This is a genomic window from Xanthomonas sp. JL1, assembly GCF_038405005.1.
Window position 1 is genome coordinate 67813 of the sequence record NZ_JBBYGR010000012.1, and the last position, 21568, is coordinate 89380.

Genomic DNA, 21568 nt, shown 5'->3' on the forward strand with positions numbered 1-21568 from the left:
TAAGAAAAAGCCCCGCATGCGGGGCCTTTTTTTGCACTCATACCACCGCTGATGGCGCGTAACGCAAACGCAGATCCTGCCCGAGCTGACGTACATCGCGTAGTTGCAATTCGTAGCGCTGAGCCATCGTTTCGATGCCAAGGCCAGCGAGCAAGGGCCTTGCGGTGTCGCCCAGCAACACCGGCGCCATGTAGACCAGCAGTTCGTCCACCAGCCCGGCCTGCAACAGCGCACCACTCAGCGTGGCGCCGGCTTCAACATGCACTTCATTGATGCCGCGCTCGGCCAGCAACGCCAGCACTGCGGACAGATCGAAACGGCCCACGTGCAATGGCAGTGCCGCACATTCCGCACCATCCAGCGCGGTTGCAGCGACAGCATCGCCATGCAGATACAGCGTCGGCGCATCGCCATTGCGGATGTTCTTGCACGCCAACGTGCGTAAGCCGGCATCCAGCACCACACGCAGCGGTGGCACGCACGCGATGTCATCGCCCAGCCGCACCGTCATCGACGGATCATCGGCCAACACCGTGCCAGCACCAGTGAGGATTGCGCCGGCACGCGCACGCCAACGCTGCACGTCCGCACGCGCGTCGGCTCCGGTGATCCATTTGGATTGGCCGCTGGCCAACGCGGTCCGCCCGTCAAGGCTGGCGCCCAGTTTGACCCGCAGCCACGGCCGGCCACGCTCCACCCGCGACAGAAAGCCCTGATTGAGCGTGCGCGCCTGCGCGTGCATCACCCCGCTGAGCACCTCGATTCCAGCGTCGCGCAGCAACGCAAAACCACCGCCATTGACCTGCGGAAACGGATCGGCCATCGCCGCGACCACACGCGTTACGCCTGCCTCGATCAACGCCAACGCACACGGCGGCGTGCGCCCGTAATGCGCGCATGGCTCCAGGGTCACATACGCAGTGGCACCGCGCGCCAACTCACCGGCCGCACGCAACGCGAAGACTTCGGCATGCGGGCCACCCGCACGTTGATGAAAGCCTTCGCCCACGCACACGCCATCGCGCACAATCACGCAGCCCACCATCGGATTGGGGCGGGTGGTGTAGGCGCCGCGCTCGGCCAAGCGCAACGCCTGCGCCATCCAGCGGTGGTCATCGGCACTCGCGATCGCCGCGGTCTCACTCATCGCGTCACTGCTCCCGGCGCGCTGCGCATCACCACGATGTGCATTGGGCCTAGTAAGAATTCGGCATGCGTCTGCCATCCCAGCCGCTGATAAAACGGCACCAATGCCGGCTGGCAATACAGGTACAGCAACGGCACGCACAGGCGCGCGGCGGCCTGCACGCAGTGCGCCACCAGCGCTTCGCCAATCCCCTGCCCGCGCGCCTGCGGCTGCACATAAAGAGACGCCAACCAGGGCGACCATTGCCGAATGCGCGCATCATCGTTTTCGAGCAGGCTCACCGAGCCCAGCCACTGGGCCTCATCCTTCGCCACCCAGGTTGTCGGAATAACGCCATCGCGCGCATGGCTGCACAATTCGCTCAACGCTTCATCCAGGTTCCATTCCGGCAGCAACGTGCCGAAGGCCTGCAGATGCGCTTGCGCAATCTCAGGCAGATACGCTGGCGTTTCCGCAACGCAGGCGATGCGCATCGCGCTCATCGCTTGCCGGGCTTGCCGGCGCGTTCCAGTGCCACTTCCAGCAATGGCAGTTGTTCGCTGCCGACCGGCAGTTCGCGTTCGAGCTTCTCGATTTCCTCACGAAAATCGGCCACGTCCTGGAAACTGCGATACACCGAAGCAAAGCGCACATAGCCGACATGATCGAGCTTGCGCAGCTCCACCATCACGTATTCGCCTACGCGCAGCGAGCCCACTTCGCGCTCGCCCGACATCCGCAGCTGATGCACGACTGAGCGTACCGCTGCTTCGATTTGTTCCTCGGCCACCGGCCGCTTCTGCAGCGCGCGGTCGAAACTGGTGCGCAGCTTGCGTGCATCGAACGCTTCGCGCCCACCATCGCTCTTGACCACGGTGGGCAACTTCAGTTCGATCGTTTCCAACGTGCTGAAACGCTCACCGCATGCCTCGCACTCACGGCGCCGACGAATCGTCGTGCCGTCTTCGGACACCCGCGAATCGATCACGCGGGTGTCGCTGTGCTGGCAGAAGGGGCAATGCATTAGCGGTGTTCTTCCAACATTCCGGGCTGCCGGGCAAACGCGAGCCGCCATTCCATCCCGGCTGCCATCGCGTTCCAGGCAGCACCCGACCGCGTGAGCGGTATGAACAAATCCTCTTCCGGCGCGATGCCTTCAAGCTCCGGCGGCATGACGCCACGCATACTGCACGCCTGAGCCGGCCCGTAATGAAACATGGCCTCGTCGAACTGCCCGGACCACAGCTGCGATTGCAGCGCCTCGACCACAGACTCTGCCTGCCCGGCTTGCATCTGCCGCTCCGGATCTACATGCCGGTGCAGGCCCTTGCCCGCGTAGTCGATATCTGCCCCTTTGGCGACCAGACCGATGAAGCCGTCGCTCAGGCCAAGCCGGCTTTCCACCCACAGATGGATCAGGTCATGCGGCAGGATGCCCTGCCGCGGCAGATCCACTTCGCAGCGCAAACCGGCGGCACGCACACAGGCAAGGTGGTCGTACTTCGACGCTGCGCCCAGCCTGCGTGCGATCAACGCCATGACGTTGCGACGCTCAGCCGTACACCGGATAACGCTTGCACTGCGCGGTCACTGCATCGCGCACTTTCGCCAGCACCGCTTCGTCGGTCGGGGCGTCGAGCACATCGGCGATCCAGTTGGCCAGATCGATGCTGTCCGGTTCCTTGTAACCGCGCGTGGTGATTGCCGGGGTACCCAAGCGCAGGCCCGAGGTAACGAACGGCGAGCGCGGGTCGTTGGGCACCGCGTTCTTGTTGACGGTGATGTGTGCCTTGCCCAGCGCGGCTTCGGCATCCTTGCCGGAGACGTCGCGGCCGATCATGTCGACCAGCATCAGATGGTTTTCGGTGCCGCCGGAGACGATCTTGTACCCGCGTGCGATCAGCGTGTTGGCCATCGCCTGAGCATTCTTGACCACCTGTTGCTGGTAGGTCTTGAACGCCGGCTCCAGTGCTTCCTTGAACGCAACCGCCTTGGCGGCGATCACGTGCATCAGCGGGCCACCCTGAATGCCGGGGAACACGATCGACTGCAGCTTCTTCTGCAATTCTTCGCTGGCGCCCTTGGCGACGATGATGCCGCCACGCGGACCGCGCAGCGTCTTGTGCGTCGTCGACGTCACCACGTGCGCATGTTCCATCGGGCTGGGATACACCCCGGCGGCCACGAGGCCAGCGATGTGGGCCATGTCCACGAACAGATAGGCGCCAACGCTGTCGGCAATGGCACGGAAGCGGGCCCAGTCGATCTTCTGCGAATACGCCGAGAAACCGGCCACCACCATCTTCGGCGTGTGCTCGGTCGCAAGACGCTGCACTTCGTCGTAATCGATCAGGCCCTGCTCGTTGACGCCGTACTGCACCGCGTTGAACAGCTTGCCGGAGACGTTGGCCTTGGCGCCGTGGGTCAGGTGGCCGCCATGCGCCAGGCTCATGCCCAAAATGGTGTCGCCCGGCTGCAGCAGCGCCAGATACACCGCCTGGTTGGCCTGCGAGCCGCTGTGCGGCTGCACATTTGCATAATCGGCATCGAAGACCTGCTTGATGCGGTCGATCGCTAGCTGTTCGGCAATGTCGACGAACGCGCAGCCGCCGTAGTAGCGCTTGCCAGGGTAGCCTTCGGCGTACTTGTTGGTCAGCTGGCTGCCCTGGGCTTCCATCACCAGCTGGCTGCAGTAGTTCTCGCTGGCGATCAGCTCGACGTGATCCTCCTGGCGGCCGGCTTCAGCAGCGATGGCCTTGGCCAGTTCGGGGTCGTAGGTTTCCAGTCGGACATCGCGCGAGAACATCAGGTCTCCAGAGGAATGGACAGATGGCAGGCGCGTAGTTTAAAGCGTGTTGCGCGCTTTGAGGTGATATGCCCTGCACGCGGGCCGGGTCCGACAGCAGTTCAACCCCGGCAGGCCCGAAGACAGCTGCCTGCCTGAAAGCAAACCCAGGCGCAGGCAAGTGCCCGCGCCTGCGCCGTGGCGCTTTACAGCGCGAACGATCCGCCAAAGGTGACCATCAACGTGCGGTCCTGCAGGAGTTGCCAGCTCGCTGCCGAGGCCGTGGCGTCCAGCGCCGTGGTCGCCGAGAATATCAGCGCCTTGCGGTTGCCCAGGTTGAACAGGTTGACCTTCAGGTAAGGCTTCTTCAGGTTGCCGATGTCATGGAAGTTGTAGCCGCTGTTGAGGTTGACGGTGGCAAATCCACCAGCGTCCGAGCCACCGGCGTTGAGGAAGGTGCCCCAGATCCTGCTCTGCGCATTCACGCTCAGGCTGGCCCACAGCGCTTGGCCTGTGTAGTTGACCGAGGCATATCCGACGTTTCTCGGTGCGTTGACCAGGGTCTTGCCGTCGGTGGCATAGGTGGTGGCGCCAAGCGCGACATCGCTCTTCATCTGGCTCTTGTTGTACGCATAGGAGGCATAAACAGACCACAGGTCGTTGACCTTGTAGCTCAACTCGGCATTGACGCCGCGCATCTGCACGCTGCCCAACTGGTAGTAGACCGGAGCGTGGGTCATCGGATCGGCGCCACTGAACTGCTTGTGCTCGAAGTTGGTCGCATACAGATCGAGCACCGTGCTCAGATTGTCGCCGTAGTAGCGCCAGCCCAGGTCGGCGGTCAGCGCCTGCTCGGGTTCGGCATCGCTGATCGATGTCTGCGAACCGATGGCACTGGCGTAGGCGGCGTTCCAGAAGTCGTACAGCGCGGCGGTGTTGATCGGCGCGCGGGAGGTCTTGCCGACCCCGAGGAATAACTGGTTCTGCTCATCGAGTTGGAACTTGACGCCCCCCGTCGGAGTGAACTTTTTGTACGTATTCGCGCCGGAAGCGTACAGCGAGCTGTTTCCCGGCGTGGCCAGATCGATGCCCAGGTCTGCGCCCGGCCAGGTCGAATACCAGCCCTTGCGCTGCACCCAGGTATAGGCGCCACCAACGGTCAGCGTCCACTGGTCGTTAGGCGTCCAGGTGTTGGTGGCGAAAGCGCGGTAGGTGGGCGTGGTCGAGTAGAAGCGATAGGCGACCTGCGGGCTACCGTTGGCGTTTTTGTAGTAATACCGGCTGTCATGGCCCCAGACATCGGCAGGGTGGCCCTGTGGGTCGGCCGGGAGGAAGACATTGGAACCTTGCTCACGCGGGCGCTCGACCAGCATGCCGTACTCCAGGCTGTCGCGCATGCCAACGTCCTGCTTGAACTTGACGTGGATGCCTGGCCGGAAGGTGTCGAAGGTGTAGAACACATAGGTACTGGCGTACCCGTAGCCGCCACCACCGTAGCCGTAGACGAAGTACGGCACCACCGATAGGTGCAGGCTGTCGCTCAGTGTGAACTCACCGTCGAGGTTGGCGATCCAGCTGCGGAACGGGTTGGTCTGGGTGCCGACCCAGTCACTGGCATCGGCCGACTTGTAGGACTGGACATACCCGAAGTCGTAGCCAGTGGCGGCGATCTGCTCCTTGGTCAGGTTGCGGTAGCCGTTCCTGACATGGCGGGTGTATTGCAGCGCGCCGGTGATCGCGTCGCCGTCGTCCAGCGTCCACACCGACTTGGCGTCGATCTTGGTCACCGTGGACTGGCCATCGCCGCGCCATTGGTCGGCCTGGTTGTTAGAATAGGAGAACCACGAACGGACCGGACCGCTGTCACCGGTGTTGTAGCGCAGGAAGGTGCGCCTGTAGTGATTGCTGCCCAAGCTCTGGCTCACGTCCAAGCCGGCATCGGCGGTCGGATCGACGGTCACCCAGGCGATGTTGCCGCCGGCTGCGCCGATCACCGGTGAGGTCACGCCCGGGTAGCCCTGCTCGACGGTGATGTCGCCCATGTTTTCGGTGTCGCCGTACTCGGTGGCGTAGATCGTGTAATCACCCGAGTCGTTGAGTGGCACACCATTGAGGGTCACGCCGATCTCGTCGGCGGTGAAGCCGCGCACGGTGAAGCTGCCGTCACTCAGGCCGGTCATGTCGTTGGTGGCCGCGATCGCGCCGGGGATGCTGGACAGCATCTGGGTGAAGTTGGCGCCGGGCACGCCCCTGATAATGGCTTGGCGACTGATGGTGGACACGGCCTTGGGCGCGGACTGCACCTCCATGTTGCCGCTGCCCAGCGACACCGAGCTACCGGTCACCTTGACCGCGTCGAGTTGGAGCGCGCGCTGGGTGGCGTTGGAATTGGTGGTGTTGGAGGTCGTGGTGTTGGAGGTCGTGGTGGTGGTGGTCGTGGAGGTCGTGGTGAAGCTGCCGCGCGGAACGGCATCGGTGCCGGCAGCGTCCTGGGCGAAGGCGGTAACCGCGGCCGCGTACAACACGGCCATCACGGCCGGGGAAACAAGCGCTTTGTTCATGAGGAGATTGCCAGTGTGGTGGAGGTCTCTAGTCAAGACATCGTCGCCTCGGCGTGCACAGAGGGGGAGCGCTGGTGGCCGGGCCTTGACGACACCGATCACGGCACGGACGTCTCGCCTCCGACGCAGCAAGTGGCCGGCGGCGCGACAGCATAAATTTTCCCCGGGAGACTTACAGACTTCGAAGTCGTCGGATGTCACGCTTTTGCTATCCGGATGCAGCTTCAATGCAAAGCGAGGTCATTTTCGTGTCCTCCCATGCAAGATGGTCGTCAGCTTGGCGTCGACCATCAATGAACTGACACAAGCCCAGCGCGCACGCCTGCAGATGACCGAAACACGTGAGCGGATGCGCAACGGTGTGCACGTCGCGGCACTGCCGCCAGGGCTGGTGAACCTGGGCGATGCCGCACGCCAGAGCGCCGGCAATGCCTCCCATGCCGGCTCGCGCAAGTGTTCGCGCCATCGCCGCAGGCAGCAACACCAACATGTGCTGCAGTACGTCGTTTCGATCAAGCAATCACGTCGCGTCAGCGCGGATTGCTGAAGGCCCTGGTGCGTTGAGGATCGTAAAGCGGGGCTACCACAATACGACAGGGCGCGCCGAAGCACGCCCTGTTGCCGTCACCGATCCGCTGGCCGCACCTGGCCGCGCAGGTTGATCGCCACGCTCAATTGTTGATCACCAGGTCGGCAATGATGCCGGTGGCGATGGCGACCAACAGCAGGTTGCCGCGGTCGTCGCGCTGCCAGCGGTAGCCGTATGGTGGGCGACGCAGGTCATAGCGGTCGTAGTCGTTCACCACATAGACCGGCCCGTGATAACGCTGGCCACGGGCCCAATACGGACGCGGCGGCGGGCCGGGGCGGTAGTACCCAGGGAGGTCATAGACATAGACCCGATTGCGGTCGTAACGACGGTCCTGGTAACGGGCGTCGCGATAACCATCACGGTAGCCGTTGCTGTAGTAACGGCGGTCCTGACGCCACTCGCGGCGGTCGTCACGGCGGTCGTCACGGCGGTCGTCACGGCGGTCGTCACGGCGATCGTCGCGCCAGTCACGGCGATGATCCGGGCCATAGCCGCGGTCATGGCCGCGGCGATCGTGGTCGCGATCCCAATCCCCGGCGAATGCAGCCGGTGCGAAGGCATCCAGCGCCAGGATGGAGGAAAGCACAACGGTAACGATGCGTTTGCGATGCATGACAGTTCCTGTTCACGGTGTCGTAATTTCATTAATGAGGCTGGACGCCTTAATGCATTCTTGCCGGAATCGATTACGAAAAAGCCTATTCAGGCCGGACGCAAGATGCCGTTTAGCTGCAGGCGTGCCGCCGCGGGCCAGGCCACTTGCCCGTATAATCGACGCAATCCCTTTTCCGCCGCCCCCGGCCTCGGCCGGCGGGCTGCCTGCGTCCCCCGGAGCACCTATGTCGCAATACATTTACACCATGAACCGCGTCAGCAAGGTGGTCCCGCCCAAGCGGCAGATCATCAAGGACATCTCCCTGAGCTTCTTCCCAGGCGCCAAGATCGGCCTGCTGGGCCTGAACGGCGCGGGCAAGTCCACGGTGCTGAAGATCATGGCCGGCGTGGACACCGACTTCGAGGGCGAAGCCCGCCCGCAGGCTGGCATCAAGGTCGGCTACCTGGCGCAGGAACCGCAGCTCAACCCCGAACACACCGTGCGCGAAGCAGTGGAAGAAGGCGTGGGCGACGTGCTGCAAGCCCAGGCCGCGCTGGATGCGGTGTATCTGGCATATGCCGAAGAAGGCGCCGATTTCGACGCGCTGGCCAAGGAACAGGAACGCCTGGAAGCGATCCTGGCTGCCGGCGACGCGCATACGCTGGAAAACCAGCTGGATGTTGCCGCCGATGCGCTGCGCCTGCCGCCGTGGGAGGCGATTGTCGGCAAGCTGTCCGGTGGCGAAAAGCGTCGCGTGGCGCTATGCCGCCTGCTGCTGCAGAAGCCGGACATGCTGCTGCTCGACGAACCCACCAACCACCTGGACGCCGAGTCGGTGGAATGGCTGGAGCAGTTCCTGGCGCGTTACACCGGCACCGTGGTGGCGGTGACGCATGATCGCTATTTCCTCGACAACGCTGCCGAATGGATCCTGGAACTGGACCGCGGCCGCGGCATTCCGTGGAAGGGCAACTACACCGACTGGCTGACCCAGAAGGACGAGCGCCTCAAACAGGAAGACAACCAGGAAAAGTCGCGCCAGAAGGCGATCCAGAAGGAACTGGAATGGTCGCGCCAAAACGCCAAGGGCGGCCGCACCAAAGGCAAGGCACGTCTGGCCCGCCTGGAAGAGCTGCAGTCGGTCGATTACCAGAAGCGCAACGAAACCAACGAAATTTTCATCCCGCCGGGCGAACGCCTGGGCAACGCGGTGATGGAGTTCAAGAATGTCTCCAAGAAGTTCGGCGACCGCTTGTTGATCGACAACCTGTCGATGATCGTGCCGCCAGGCGCCATCGTCGGCATCATCGGCCCCAACGGTGCCGGTAAGTCGACCCTGTTCAAGATGATCACCGGCCAGGAAAAGCCGGACTCCGGCGAGATCGTGGTCGGCCCCACCGTGCAGCTGTCCTATGTGGACCAGAGCCGCGACGCGCTGGAAGGCAACCACAACGTCTTCCAGGAAATCGCTGGCGGCCTGGACATCCTCAACATCAACGGCATCGAGATCCAGTCGCGCGCCTACATCGGCCGCTTCAACTTCAAGGGCCAGGACCAGCAGAAGATGGTTGGTTCGTTGTCCGGTGGTGAGCGCGGTCGTCTGCACATGGCCAAGACGCTGCTACAGGGCGGCAACGTGCTGCTGCTCGACGAACCGTCCAACGACCTGGACATCGAAACACTGCGTGCGCTGGAAGATGCGTTGCTGGAATTCCCCGGCAATACCTTCGTGATTTCGCATGACCGCTGGTTCCTGGACCGTATTGCCACGCACATCCTGGCGTTCGAAGGCGACTCGCACGTGGAGTTCTTCCAGGGCAACTACCGCGAGTACGAAGAAGACAAGCGCCGCCGCATGGGCGACGACGCCGGCCCGAAGCGCCTGCGCTTCAAGGCACTGAAGTAACGAGTCGTAGCTCCAAAAAAGGCGCCGGAAGGCGCCTTTTTTATATGCGCACCGACCATCTCAACTCCTCCTTGCTCGCCCATCGTCGCGGGACCTTGCGCGGCATCCCTGCCCACCCGTCGACGGAATGCTCACCTGCCCTGCACTAACGTGCCGGCGTCATCGATCTGAGGTATGCATATGCCTGTCAGCTATTCGATCAGCCTGCCCGATCCAAAGCTCGCTCGTGGTAGCGCGCCCTCGGTGAGCTTTACCGCCAATGGCGCCGACGCATTCGCCGAGCAGTTGCAGTCTGCGCTGCGCGACCCGGCCTGGTTCGACCGTTGGCGCCAGCTGCAGCCCGACCCGGACGAGGTGGATCCCAGCCTGGGCATCACAGACCCGGCAGCGACGGTGACTGGCAGGCAGCACGACCTGCGCATCGACCTGGTTGCCACTACCAGCATTCCCGGCGCTCTCTTCAAACAGCGTATGCAGGCGTTAGCCGGCGCGCACTGGGAAATGCGCGACGTCCGCTAAGCCGAAGATTCTGAAACCCTTGCATCCCGGCGCGCGCGATTGACGCCTTTGAGCAGCAGCCACAGGCACAACGTCGTTCCGCCAACCAGCACCGGCAGCAGGATGCCCGGGTTGATCGTTGCAGCAAATTCCGGCGCCAACTGCTGGGCAAATGCGGCGATGAGATAGCTGATACCGGCCAACAGCATCAGCACACCCACCGTGCGCGGCAGGTAGGTGGAGCGATAGATCACACTGTCGCTGACCAGGCAGGCGGCGCCAGAAAAGATCGGCGCTATTGAACGCGATGCCGTGGCCCAGCAATGCCATTGATGCCAGCGCGAACCCATGCTCCGGTGATGCACCCGTCGCACTGGAGGCCAGCGGCAACACCCTCAGTTGGAACACCTTGCTGATTGCTTCGACTGACAGCGATGCGATGTTCAACAGCACAAACAACAACGCCAGACCACGACCCGCTGGCCGTAGCAACAGATAGTCGATTCATCACTGCACGACTGCACGCAATGGCACCACTAGATTGGCGCCAAGCCACATCTTCCAAAGCGCGGCGTGCGCCACGATTGACCGCAGCGTCGCCTGGTCATCGCCTGCAACGATCAACGCATTGGATACATAGCCTTCGGCCCAGCCTGCAAGCACGATGACTGCCAGATAGAGAGCACCAGCAAGACGTGCATAGAATTGCGGACGCGCGTGGATGTCATGCGCCATGGAGAGCCTTGTCTTGCTGAGGAACCGACCCACCCGGGTGCAGCAGCGTGTAGTCGCGACCGATGCCGCCATGTCACGCAAATATCAGCCGCCGTGCTCATCCCACGTCGCGCCCACAACCGCCCACGCTCATCCCCGCAAGGCCGCAGCATGATGCGCAATGTGCTCGCCCATAAAGCTTGAGATGAAGTAATAGCTGTGGTCGTAACCGGGTTGCAGCCGCACCGTCACCGGATAGCCGGCTGCCTTGGCCGCATCTTCGAACAACACTGTTTTCAGCTGGTTTTGAAGAAACTCGTCCGCGTCTCCCTGATCGATCAACAAGGGTAAGCGTTCCTGAGCATCAGCGATCAAGGCCGTAGCATCGTACGCGTTCCACGTGGCGCGATCGTCGCCCAGATACTGGCTAAACGCCTTCTCGCCCCATGGCACCTGGCTGGGCGCCACGATCGGCGAAAACGCCGACACGCTGCGATAGCGTCCCGGGTTTTTCAATGCGATGGTCAAGGCGCCATGCCCGCCCATCGAGTGGCCGCTGATCGCACGCACGCCAGTGGTGGCGAAGTGTGCTTCGATCAACGCCGGTAACTCGTTCACCACGTAGTCGTACATGCGGTAATGCGCAGCCCACGGCGCTTGTGTGGCATCGAGGTAGAAACCCGCGCCCTTGCCGATATCGTAGCCGTCCGCATCCGCTATATCGTCGCCACGCGGGCTGGTGTCGGGGGCCACCAGGATCACGCCATGCTCAGCGGCGTAGCGCTGCGCCCCTGCCTTGCTGATGAAGTTCTGCTCGGTGCAGGTCAGACCGCTCAGCCAGTACAGCACCGGCAGCGGGCCATCGGCGGCCTGCGGCGGCAGGTATACGCCCACGTGCATGCGGCAGTCCAAGGTCTGCGACTGATGCCGGTAGACATCCTGCCAACCGCCAAAACAGGCACGATGTTCGATACGTTCCATGAAGATTCCTTACGAAGAGAAAACCCCGCAGCCGGATCGCCGGCTGCAGGGTTGGACCATCAATGCAACAGACCCTTGTTGCGCGCGACATGCGCAGACAGGGCATCCATCAACGCCGGCGACAGGCAGTCGTATGGCGGCAACCCGAGTTCGGTCAGGCACGCGCACCCCATCCATCTGCTCCGGCGGCGTGCCGGTTTCGATCATGGACGACACGAACGCAGCAAAACCGGGCGCCGACCAGCCCTGTTGCTTCGACAACTCGGTGGACACGAAATCCAGGCCGTAGAACGCGTGGTCGTTGTTCTCGATCCGGCCATACAGATGCACGCCGCACCCGGTGCACGCGTGGCATTGGATCGTCGCGCTTTCATCGACGAGCATCAGCTTCTCTTCGTGCGCCGTCACCTTGACCGTGTCGCGCGAGACCACCGCCACCACGGAGAACTTCGCGCCGTCGGGCTTCCAGCACTTGCTGCAACCACAGGCATGGTTGGGCGCGGTCTGCGCAGACACGTCGACGATCACCTTGTCACTGGCGCAGTGGCATTCAAGGGTGCCGCCTTGAAAACCTTCCGCGCCGCTTCGCGCAACACCGCCATCTACCGAAGAATGAATCGACACATGCGTCATGACGCCCCTCCCGGAGTCTTGTGTACTACGTGCGCGGAAGCGGCCACGCGCCGCTCCTGGCCGTACGGTCAGAAATGAATCACGGTCCGGATCGACTTGCCTTCATGCATCAGGTGGAAGGCTTCGTTGATCTCTTCCAGCGGCATGGTGTGGGTGATGAACGGATCCAGATCGATCTCGCCCTTCATCGATTGCTCCACCATGCCAGGCAATTGGGTCCGCCCCTTGACGCCGCCAAAGGCCGAGCCGCGCCACACGCGCCCGGTGACCAGCTGGAACGGGCGCGTGCTGATTTCCTGGCCGGCACCGGCCACCCCGATGATGACGCTCTCGCCCCAGCCCTTGTGGCAACACTCCAGCGCCGAACGCATGACATTGACGTTGCCGATGCACTCGAAGCTGAAGTCCACGCCGCCATCGGTCAACTCGACGATGACCTCCTGGATCGGCTTGTCGTAGTCCTTCGGGTTGATGCAGTCGGTGGCGCCCATGCTGCGTGCCAGATCGAACTTGCCAGGGTTGGTGTCGATTGCCAGGATGCGCCCGGCCTTGGCCTGCACCGCGCCCTGGATCACCGCCAGCCCAATGCCGCCCAGGCCGAACACCGCCACGCTTTCGCCCGGCTTGACCTTGGCGGTGTTGTGCACCGCACCGATGCCGGTGGTGACGCCGCAACCGAGCAGACAGACCTTTTCCAGCGGCGCCTCCGGGTTGACCACGGCCAGCGAAATCTCCGGCACCACGGTGTATTCGCTGAAGGTGCTGCAGCCCATGTAGTGATAGATCGGCTCGCCGTTATACGAGAAGCGCGTGGTGCCATCGGGCATCAAGCCCTTGCCCTGGGTGGCGCGCACGGCCTGGCACAGGTTGGTCTTGCCGGACAGACAGAATTTGCACTTGCGGCATTCGGCGGTGTACAGCGGGATCACGTGATCGCCCACCTTGACGCTGGTCACGCCTTCGCCGACCTGTTCGACGATGCCGCCGCCTTCATGCCCAAGCACCGACGGGAAGATGCCTTCCGGGTCGTCGCCGGACAGCGTGAACGCATCGGTGTGGCACACGCCGGTGTGCGTGATGCGCACCAGCACTTCGCCAGCCTTTGGCGGTGCGACGTCGATTTCGACCATTTCCAGCGGCTTGCCGGGTCCGAATGCAACTGCTGCACGGGATTTCATGGGATGACGCTCCTGACGATGCGGTTCGAGAACGGGCACGGCAAGCACCGGCCCGGTGGGAGATTTATTTGAGGTAGGACCGGACCAGGCCGAGCAGATCCTGCACCCGCTCGGCGCGTTGCGCATCAGATGCGGCGGCGTGTCCGAAATCTTCGCGGATATGCGCTTGGAGCACCTGCGACATCAGCCCATTCACGGCACCCCGGATCGCGGCGATCTGCTGCAAGACAGGCGCACAGTCCGCACCCGCCTGCAGCGCCCGCTCGAGCGCGTCGCATTGCCCGCGCAATCGGCGCACGCGTGCTAGGGCTCGCTTTTTCTCATGCGGCGAATGCGGCATGGCGGCTCCGGCAAAATACTGGGGGGCAGTGTATGGTTTGCTTCAAGAAAAGCGATGGCCGGCCGCTTGCCGACCGTGATCGTGGCGAGCGCGATTACCGCCATTGGTTGGTGGACGGCGCTGCAGTCACTGCGCGCTGACGGAACAGGCACACAGAGGCCACCTGTTAGCCGCAGCGCAGCACGTCCATTGCGCAGACATGCCCGACGAGCCGCGTACTGCATACGCGCGCGAGACGGACCCAATCCATGTCTGCGAGCAGTTACCGCCGCAACCTGACCCTGCCGACTGTCCGCACCGTTGCTGGCCGCTGACGTGGGGTATCCGCATCAGCGCGGCGGTGGCGGTGGCGGCGCTACGCCCCTGCGTACCAGGCAGCCGTCGAAGCTTGCCTGATCCACTCGCTCCGACGCGGCGTGGTGCGCGACGTCGGCAGGTGGCGGAGCTGGGACCAAGCCTTGTTCCCGCACGCAAGCCTCTAATGCATCGATTGTTCTTGCACTCGGCGGCGGCGGTCGTACTGGCGCACAATGCGCGTGGGGCGGTGGCGCATCCTGCGCAGTACGATAGAAATTCGCACAACCTCCCAAGCTGAGCGCTGCGAGTAGTGCGGCGCTGACAGCGACGCGTGGTTGGGTATGGACCATCGTGAATCTCCCTGGCTGGATGACGCATCTGCGCACCGCATGCAGATGGCGAACGCGGGCTATGCCGCATTTTCCAGGGGAGATTTGCAGCTTGCTTTGCTGCGGATTTGCCGCCACGCGCCGCATGCCGGCGTGTCTTGGCGCTTGCCGGCATCCGCAGCGCATGTAACACCATCTTCGGCCTGCGCCACGGAATATGCAGCAGATCCGCCAGTGGCAACGCGAACGCTGACGCCGTCAGTTTTCGGCAGCTGCCCGCGCCACGATGGCCACCGGATCCACAGCATGTCCCGGCAGCGACGCCAGCACCGCATTGCGAAAGCGCGCGGCGAATGCGGCATCGTTGGCCTGGTAGAACGCACGTGCGTTGGCCGACAACTGATCCAGCTGCGCCTGCGGCAATGCCAGGGCGCTTTCCACGGCCTGCGCGATGCCTGCCGCGTCCACGTAGTAATACGATGCAAGATGGCGCTGACGCACCTCGGCCACGGGAATCAGCACACCGTGTTCGGGCTTGATCAGTTCGTTCATCGGCTCGCCGTCGGTGGCCAGCGTCACCGCACCCACGCTCAGCGCTTCCATCAGGTAATGGCCGAAGCCTTCGGCCTCCGAGGGGCATAGATGGAACAGATGCGCGTTCTGCATGCGGCGCAGTTCGGCATCGTCTAGGTATCCAACGCGGTGGTCGATATTCGGCGCCACCACCGGCTTGCCGGCGGTGCGCGGGTTCTGCACCACCGTCAGCAACGGCCACTCCGGATGTCGCTGCCAGGTCTCCAGCAACACACGCGTGCCCTTGGCGGTACTGCGCCCGGCCAAGTGAAAGAAGGCGCGCTGACGGAATACGCGCGCGTCGTACCGGTCAGGGCTGGTGAAACCGATGAAGCGGGTGGCGCACCCGAGGCTGCGGAAGATCCGCTCGGCATGGTGAGTCTTGCACAGCACCGCATCGAAGCGCGGCAGCAGCGGCAGCCACTTGGGCAGCAACCATTCCGGGTTGGGCACCAGCAGGTTGATCTGCCCCAGCAACAGGCAGCGCCTGTAGACGCGCTCGGAAAAGATCTGTAGCGGCACCTGCCCGAAGAGCACGCGGCTGGCCCACAGGCGCACCTCGCGGCCGGTGTCGTGCAGGCGCTGGCTGGTGAATCCCACTTCCTGCACCGGCACGCCGCCGGCACGCAGTGTTTCGGCCATCAGCACCATGTCGCGGGTCAGGCCCACGCCGTTGTCGCGACTGATCACCCGCATCATCGGAAATGCCTTGTCATGCGCGCACGCACCAGTAGAGTGGCATCGTGTCGATGCCGTAGTTTCCTGCACGATGTCCCGTTCTATCATGGTACGTTACACGTGTGCCAATGGTTGACAAATTCGGTCATTATGATGCGTGCTCCCAGACTTGCAATTGCGAGCACCATCTAGCCGGCAGCCACCACCTTGCGCGGGCCAACCTACGCGCCACAGACGATGACCTCCATGGACCTGCAACCACCCTGCGTTCTCGTGGTCGACGACGACCCTGATCTGCGCAAGCTGATCGGCGAATTTCTGAGCGCGCACGGCTACCAGGTGGACATGGCCGAAAACGTGGCGGAGATGCGCTCTGTCATGGCACAGCGCCGCCCGGACCTCATCGTACTCGACGTGATGATGCCGGGAGAAGATGGGCTGAGTGCAGCGCGCACCCTGGCCAGCGAGCGCGGTTCACCTGCGGTCATCATGCTCAGCGCGCTGGGCAACGACACCGACCGCATCATCGGCCTGGAAGTCGGCGCCGACGATTACCTTGCCAAGCCCTGCAACCCGCACGAATTGCTCGCCCGTGTGCGCGCCCTGCTGCGGCGCAGCCAGTCCAGCAACGAGCAGTCCGATCAGCGCGGCAATGTCTACGAGTTCGCCGGCTGGCGGCTGGACGTGGTGCGCCGCGACCTGCGCGACCCCACCGGCATCTTCATCAATCTCTCCGACGGCGAGTTCGCGCTGCTGCGCACCTTTGTCGAACACCCACAGCGCGTGCTCAGCCGCGACCAGCTGCTGGAGTGCGCCCGCGGCCGCGATACCGACGTCTACGACCGCGCCATCGACAGCCAGATCAGCCGCCTGCGCCGCAAGATCAATGAGCGCGTCCATACCGAATTGATTCGCACCGTACGCAACGAGGGCTACATGCTGCTGCCGAGCGTCTCGCGCCTGTGAGCAAACCGGCACGGCGCGGGCTGTCGATCTTTGCGCGGACCTTTGTGTTGTTGGCGGTAGCCCTGCTCACCGCCCAGGCGGTGGGCATCGCCCTGCTGGTGATGCACACCCCCGTGTATGAGCCGCCCGTGCATCCACCGGAAGTGGTGGCGCTGCTATCGACCCGCATGCCGGCCGGCACCCGGACCCTGAAAGTGCATGACTCGGCGCAGGCGCCCATGCCGCCGATAGGCCAGGTGCGCGACCCGTTCGCCGAAATGCTGCTTGCCCATTGGCTGGATGTGCCCGCAGCTCAGGTGCGGTTCTATCGCCACGCCAACGATCGCGAAGCGCCGCAGCCGGGCATGCTCCCGCCGCAGCGGTGGTCCACCCAGGAGCGCGCTGTCGATGCCGAGGGCGTGGCTGACGAACGTGCTGGTGCGCAAGGTCTGCCGCCCTTTCCGCACAACTGGCCGCGCGACGGCCAGCCCGGTGCGCTGTCCGGTACTGGGCCAGGTCCGGATGAAATGCCCGGCGCCTGGGAAAGCGAGCGGCTGACCCCCGGCGTCCCGTTACTGGATGGCTTCACCGCTGCCCTGCAACAACCCGACGGCCGCTGGCGCACCGTGGAATCGCCGCGTCGCCGCCTCTCTGGCGAGTTCAAGACCCATGTGGTACTGCTGTTCCTGGCCGGTCTGCTGGCCAACGTCCCGCTGGCCTGGTGGTTTTCGCGGGCGCTGTCGGCACCGATCAAGCGCTTTGCCGAAGCCGCCGACCGCCTGGGCCGCAACCCCGATGCCGCCGCGCTGCAACGCAGTGGCCCGCCGGAAATCGTACGCGCAGCCGATTCGTTCAATGCGATGCAGGCGCGCCTGAACCGCCTGATCAATGAACGCACGCACATGGTCGCGGCGATCGCGCACGACCTGCGCACGCCGCTGGCGCGGCTATCGTTCCGCCTGAATGGCCTGCAGCCACCGCTGCGCGACAAGGCACTGGCCGATATCGACGAAATGAAGGCGATGATTTCCGCAGCGCTGCATTTCATCCACAACGACAGCCACCGCACTCCCCGCTCTCCACTGGATTTCCGCCTCCTCGTGGAGAGTGTGGTGGACGATGCCAGGGACACCGGCGCCGACGTCAGCCTGCACGCCGGCCAGGCCATCACCCTCGACGGCGATCCGCTATCGCTGCGGCGCATGGTGATGAACCTGGTGGAGAACGCCTTGAAGTACGGCAAACGCGCGCGTCTGCACCTGCGGCGCGATGCCACCGAGTGCGTGCTGTGGATCGACGACGATGGCCCTGGCATCGATCCCAACCAGCAAGAAAAGCTGTTTCTGCCGTTCTTCCGCGGCGAAAATTCGCGCAACCGCGACACCGGCGGCATCGGCCTGGGCCTATCAGTGGCGCACAGCACGGTGCTCGCGCACGGCGGCGAGATCGAGCTGAACAACCGTCCCGAAAGCGGCCTGCGGGTGTGCGTGACACTGCCTTGCCAGGCCAGCACATGAATTTGCACGCAAGACACACGAGGCTGATCCGACTAGCGCCGTTGCCGACTGCCGTGTTCTGCCGCGCTTTCCCGCTGCAACGCCGCCTTCATCCTGGCCAGTCCATCGGAATTGGGCCAGCCCGCGAACGTCTCGAGGATGGTGCTGCCACGCACCAGATAGAACGTCGGCGTACCGGTGCTGTGCAGGAAAGCCCAGTCGCTGCGCTGATACATCAGGTGCATCGGCAGCATGGGCTGGCGGCGATTCCATTGCGCGATGCCGTCGATGGGCGGCCTGGCGCCCGGTGCGACCAGCAGCACGAGCCGCTCGCGCAGCCAGCGGTCGTCCTCGCTGCTCACGATCGCGTTGAGCCCGTTCGCCGAGAAATGGCAATCCGGATGGACCACCGCGAGTATGGCCAGACGGTCATCGTGTAGCGCGAACACACGCACCACAGCATGGGTCGGCGAGACGATATCTATCACGCGTCGCGACGATCCCAACGGTCGCTCGAATGCAAGCGTGGGCAGCGGTGCGAGAGGCCGCGTCGGCAACGCTGCCAGGATCCGGTTCGCCGCGTCGAACCGGCTGATCGAGGCCAACGCATCGGCATAGGAAATGATGTGCCAGCGGGTTACCCGCCCCTGTCGCTGCAGGCGCGCATAGAGACATCCCAGTTTGTGCACATACCGGGGGTCGAACGAATAGCCCTCGGCGAGCACCGTCGCCCGGAACAGATCGTCCTCGTCAAACGGCAACTTGGCGGCAGCGCAGGGATCGGCGGTGCCGACCATGCGTTCGTACAGAGAAACGACCGCCTCTGCGCGCTGGGCGCCAGACGAGACTTGAGCACTTTCGCTCAGGTCGGCCAGTGCATCGTAGAGCGAACCGTCGCGTGTTTGCGCGCAAACCATCGGCGCTGCCAAGGCGAGCAAGGCAGCGCCGATGAAACGAGCCACTGGGTGCAGCAATGGCATCAGCAGCCGCTCATGCAAATCTTACCTACGCTTTCCTCGCAAGTATGCCCGCCTATGCATGCGTAATCTTCATGATCTCCGTCTTGGCGCCTGTCAGGCGTGAAGGCTGACGCTGGATAGGCCCGACTCACAGCCCTGTCTTCTTCGGAATCGACGCGAATCTTGCGCATGCTGGAAACCTTGCTTTCCAACCCAAACAGCGACAGTAGCCGATACGCCTGACTAGCCGAAAGCTCTGCTTCTATATCGCTGTATCTAAACGATGTCACACCGGAGGCGTTGAAACGCAAGGATTCGACAAACCTTTTCCTTGCAGCGGGGGAAAGCAAATTAATCGGACTGGAGGCATCGGCTTTGACCAGGTACTGCGCGAGACCTTCGGCAGAATGAATCTGAGCCGTCCTCAACCGCAACGCTTTTTGTGCATCCTGATTGGTAGCCAACTCTGCAGCAACTTGCTCAGCGGCCGTGTTAATCGACACTTCTTCAGCTCGCCCGGATGCATTAACCGACAAACCGGACACCAGGCAGAAAACAGCAACGCAATGCGTCATTCCAAGCTTCATGATTGATCCTTTTCGTGAGAAGTGTTACTCCATGAAACAACAACAAAATACTTGCGTTATTACTGGAACTTTTTCGACGCAAGCCAAAGTGGAGGCTGCAGCAACGCTGTAATCAAAAAAATCTTGTTTACTGCCACACTCAGATCATCCTAGTCGATGGATGATCGCCACCTCCTCGCTCCTGCCTACCATTGCGTTTTTTTACATCGATACCGACTCAACGTCAACACATGCTCGGCGCGACGCAAAGCAGAAAAAAGAGAAGGGCAACACAGACTCAGAACTCCCCCATCGCTCCCCCTGTCGACCACCATCCATCACTGAGAATTGACATCCATCGTTGGCAATCTTACCGAATCCTCCCATCGCGGCGCTCGGAAAGAGCCTCCAAGGAGATCGCAATGAAACCGGAATCGAAAAGGCTGGCAGCATTGCTGGCAGCGGTGACCTGGGTGTCGGCAGGATTTCTTGATTGCGCGATGGCACGTCCGACCGACGCAGCACCAGCGGCAGCAGCAAAGCACGTCGATGCACAAGACGCTTCGCGGTTGCCAACGGCTCCCATTCGTTCCACCGAGCAACTTGATCGTTACCTGGCGAACGCGGATGCATCCAGCCCGCTTGCGTTGCTTTCGCCGGCTTCGCGGAAGCGCTTCATTCAATCGCTGCGTTTCAACGCAAACGGCGTGACGACGTTCACTTACAACGATATCGAAGCGGAACTTTCAGCCAGCCAGGCCTGCCGTCTGCTGACCCTGTTCGGCATCCAACACACTCTCGCCTCGATGCGCAAGATCCGCATCGAAACCCAGGAAGACGAAAAGGCGATGCAGTCCTGTGCGGCGACCCGCCTTCAACCGCCCACCGCCAACAGACCCCAGCACTGACATCCGGTGACGCTGGCACTCGCATCGCCCGCCACGGCATCTGGTTCGGCGAGGAGCACACCTCAGTACGCGAACTCGCCGAACACCCGGTCGATATCGCCCTGCCAGACGCCGTGATACAGCGCCAACTTGCGCTCGGCGGCGGTCTCGCCGCTATGCAGGATCTCTACCAACGGTTCGAGGAATCGCGATTCGTCCTGGACATCGCGATTCAGGCGCGCACGGCGACGCAAGCCGGCCAGGGCGATCTTCACCGCTTCGGTGGCGAGGTTCTGCACGCTGTCATTGCGGAACGGCAACTTCAGTGCATGGCGCGGCACCCCGTCGCGTAGCGCGTGGCGTTCGCTCCTGCTGAAATCTTTGACCAAATCCCAGGCCGCATCCAGCGCCGGGTCGTCGTACAGCAAACCGACCCAGAACGCGGACAGCGCGCACAGCCGCCCCCATGGCCTGGCGTCGGCGCCGCGCAGAAAATCGCGAAAGCTCTGCCCGCTGGCATCGATATAGGTGCCGTCGTGATAGGAAAAATACATCGGCACATCCAGCAGATAATCGAGATAGCGCTCGTAACCGAAGCCGTCCTCGAATACGAAATCGAGAATACCGGTGCGGTCGGCGTCGGTATCGATCCAGATGTGCGAGCGGTAGCTGAGGTAGCCGTTAGGCTTTCCCTCGGTGAATGGCGAATCGGCAAACAGTGCAGTGGCAATCGGCTGCAACGCGAGCGAGACACGAAATTTCTTGACCATGTCCGCTTCGCTGGCATAGTCCAGGTTGACCTGGACGGTGCAGGTGCGGGTCATCATGTCCAGGCCGAGCGCGCCGACCTTAGTTCTACTGTGTTACTAAATCCGAATCCGTTGGTACGGTGAGACCCCGCAACACGGGCAGTGTGGGAGGCTTCTGGC

General features: G+C 63.0%; 22 protein-coding genes and 1 pseudogene. 6 read left to right on the forward strand and 17 right to left on the reverse strand.

The window, feature by feature from the left end; translation table 11 throughout:
* Positions 1 to 37: 37 nt before the first annotated feature.
* From ribD to WJW29_RS03180, 6 genes are all read right to left on the reverse strand, one after another.
* Entirely contained in the window at positions 38 to 1147 is a 1110-nt protein-coding gene (ribD, locus tag WJW29_RS03155; RefSeq protein ID WP_011260259.1) for a bifunctional diaminohydroxyphosphoribosylaminopyrimidine deaminase/5-amino-6-(5-phosphoribosylamino)uracil reductase RibD, read from the reverse strand.
* Positions 1144 to 1629 carry a GNAT family N-acetyltransferase gene (locus WJW29_RS03160; RefSeq protein ID WP_011260260.1) on the reverse strand — a complete coding sequence of 162 codons (486 nt, stop codon included), beginning with the start codon at positions 1627 to 1629 and terminating at the stop codon, positions 1144 to 1146. Before WJW29_RS03160 ends, ribD begins: the two co-directional genes overlap by 4 nt.
* Positions 1626 to 2150, reverse strand: a complete 525-nt coding sequence (gene nrdR / locus WJW29_RS03165) for a transcriptional regulator NrdR (protein ID WP_011260261.1) — start codon at positions 2148 to 2150, stop codon at positions 1626 to 1628. Before nrdR ends, WJW29_RS03160 begins: the two co-directional genes overlap by 4 nt.
* Positions 2150 to 2665 (reverse strand): hypothetical protein, encoded by a 516-nt coding sequence (locus WJW29_RS03170; RefSeq protein WP_011409395.1) that lies wholly within the window; start codon positions 2663 to 2665, stop codon positions 2150 to 2152. Before WJW29_RS03170 ends, nrdR begins: the two co-directional genes overlap by 1 nt.
* A gap of 13 nt (positions 2666 to 2678) precedes the next feature.
* On the reverse strand, positions 2679 to 3932 hold the full coding sequence (glyA, locus tag WJW29_RS03175) for a serine hydroxymethyltransferase (RefSeq protein ID WP_011260263.1): 1254 nt from the start codon (positions 3930 to 3932) through the stop codon (positions 2679 to 2681).
* Between the two features lie 185 nt (positions 3933 to 4117).
* Positions 4118 to 6472 carry a TonB-dependent receptor gene (locus tag WJW29_RS03180; RefSeq protein ID WP_041182269.1) on the reverse strand — a complete coding sequence of 785 codons (2355 nt, stop codon included), beginning with the start codon at positions 6470 to 6472 and terminating at the stop codon, positions 4118 to 4120.
* An 85-nt stretch (positions 6473 to 6557) separates the two neighbouring features.
* Here WJW29_RS03180 and WJW29_RS03185 point away from each other — a divergent pair, with 85 nt between their 5' ends.
* Positions 6558 to 7019, forward strand: a complete 462-nt coding sequence (locus WJW29_RS03185) for a hypothetical protein (RefSeq protein WP_228329719.1) — start codon at positions 6558 to 6560, stop codon at positions 7017 to 7019.
* A gap of 124 nt (positions 7020 to 7143) precedes the next feature.
* Here the strand turns inward: WJW29_RS03185 and WJW29_RS03190 are convergent, their stop codons facing one another.
* A complete protein-coding gene (locus WJW29_RS03190) occupies positions 7144 to 7677 on the reverse strand; it encodes an RcnB family protein (protein WP_011409397.1) in 534 nt (177 codons plus the stop codon).
* Between the two features lie 226 nt (positions 7678 to 7903).
* Here WJW29_RS03190 and ettA point away from each other — a divergent pair, with 226 nt between their 5' ends.
* Together ettA and WJW29_RS03200 are read left to right on the forward strand one after the other, a co-directional pair.
* Positions 7904 to 9565: an energy-dependent translational throttle protein EttA gene (gene ettA / locus WJW29_RS03195; RefSeq protein ID WP_010367724.1), complete on the forward strand. Its 1662-nt coding sequence runs from the start codon at positions 7904 to 7906 to the stop codon at positions 9563 to 9565.
* Between the two features lie 180 nt (positions 9566 to 9745).
* Positions 9746 to 10084 (forward strand): hypothetical protein, encoded by a 339-nt coding sequence (locus tag WJW29_RS03200; protein ID WP_019299887.1) that lies wholly within the window; start codon positions 9746 to 9748, stop codon positions 10082 to 10084.
* On the opposite strand, the gene WJW29_RS03205 is transcribed toward WJW29_RS03200, so the two are convergent.
* The 7 genes from WJW29_RS03205 to WJW29_RS03235 form a co-directional block, all read right to left on the reverse strand.
* On the reverse strand, positions 10081 to 10413 hold the full coding sequence (locus WJW29_RS03205; protein ID WP_011409398.1) for a DUF4386 domain-containing protein: 333 nt from the start codon (positions 10411 to 10413) through the stop codon (positions 10081 to 10083). The two genes, WJW29_RS03200 and WJW29_RS03205, sit on opposite strands and share 4 nt — an antisense overlap.
* Positions 10414 to 10570: 157 nt before the next feature.
* Positions 10571 to 10798, reverse strand: coding sequence for a DUF4386 family protein (locus WJW29_RS03210; protein WP_012444166.1), 228 nt, complete (start codon positions 10796 to 10798; stop codon positions 10571 to 10573).
* Between the two features lie 129 nt (positions 10799 to 10927).
* Complete coding sequence (gene fghA / locus WJW29_RS03215; protein ID WP_011260269.1) at positions 10928 to 11758, reverse strand: S-formylglutathione hydrolase; 831 nt, start codon at positions 11756 to 11758, stop codon at positions 10928 to 10930.
* Between the two features lie 9 nt (positions 11759 to 11767).
* Positions 11768 to 12391, reverse strand: a complete 624-nt coding sequence (gene gfa, locus WJW29_RS03220; protein ID WP_228383569.1) for an S-(hydroxymethyl)glutathione synthase — start codon at positions 12389 to 12391, stop codon at positions 11768 to 11770.
* A gap of 68 nt (positions 12392 to 12459) precedes the next feature.
* Positions 12460 to 13569 carry an S-(hydroxymethyl)glutathione dehydrogenase/class III alcohol dehydrogenase gene (locus tag WJW29_RS03225; RefSeq protein ID WP_011409400.1) on the reverse strand — a complete coding sequence of 370 codons (1110 nt, stop codon included), beginning with the start codon at positions 13567 to 13569 and terminating at the stop codon, positions 12460 to 12462.
* Between the two features lie 64 nt (positions 13570 to 13633).
* Complete coding sequence (locus WJW29_RS03230; RefSeq protein WP_011260271.1) at positions 13634 to 13909, reverse strand: metal/formaldehyde-sensitive transcriptional repressor; 276 nt, start codon at positions 13907 to 13909, stop codon at positions 13634 to 13636.
* Positions 13910 to 14793: 884 nt separating this feature from the next.
* Positions 14794 to 15894, reverse strand: a complete 1101-nt coding sequence (locus tag WJW29_RS03235; protein ID WP_011409402.1) for a glycosyltransferase — start codon at positions 15892 to 15894, stop codon at positions 14794 to 14796.
* Between the two features lie 138 nt (positions 15895 to 16032).
* Between WJW29_RS03235 and WJW29_RS03240 the strand changes: the two genes are divergently transcribed.
* Both WJW29_RS03240 and WJW29_RS03245 read left to right on the forward strand, forming a co-directional pair.
* Positions 16033 to 16752: a response regulator transcription factor gene (locus tag WJW29_RS03240; protein ID WP_042465749.1), complete on the forward strand. Its 720-nt coding sequence runs from the start codon at positions 16033 to 16035 to the stop codon at positions 16750 to 16752.
* Positions 16749 to 18248, forward strand: a complete 1500-nt coding sequence (locus WJW29_RS03245; RefSeq protein ID WP_011409404.1) for a HAMP domain-containing sensor histidine kinase — start codon at positions 16749 to 16751, stop codon at positions 18246 to 18248. Before WJW29_RS03240 ends, WJW29_RS03245 begins: the two co-directional genes overlap by 4 nt.
* A 32-nt stretch (positions 18249 to 18280) precedes the next feature.
* Here WJW29_RS03245 and WJW29_RS03250 read toward each other — a convergent pair whose 3' ends face one another.
* Positions 18281 to 19207, reverse strand: a complete 927-nt coding sequence (locus tag WJW29_RS03250; RefSeq protein WP_042465225.1) for a hypothetical protein — start codon at positions 19205 to 19207, stop codon at positions 18281 to 18283.
* Complete coding sequence (locus WJW29_RS03255) at positions 19207 to 19773, reverse strand: hypothetical protein (protein ID WP_011409406.1); 567 nt, start codon at positions 19771 to 19773, stop codon at positions 19207 to 19209. The genes WJW29_RS03250 and WJW29_RS03255 overlap by 1 nt, the downstream gene beginning before the upstream one ends.
* A gap of 401 nt (positions 19774 to 20174) precedes the next feature.
* On the opposite strand from WJW29_RS03255, the gene WJW29_RS03260 reads away from it, so the two are divergent.
* Positions 20175 to 20660: a hypothetical protein gene (locus tag WJW29_RS03260; protein ID WP_011409407.1), complete on the forward strand. Its 486-nt coding sequence runs from the start codon at positions 20175 to 20177 to the stop codon at positions 20658 to 20660.
* Between the two features lie 62 nt (positions 20661 to 20722).
* Here the strand turns inward: WJW29_RS03260 and WJW29_RS03265 are convergent.
* Positions 20723 to 21490 (reverse strand): annotated as a pseudogene (locus WJW29_RS03265) (glutamate-cysteine ligase family protein); the annotation flags it as partial.
* Positions 21491 to 21568: the final 78 nt, after the last annotated feature.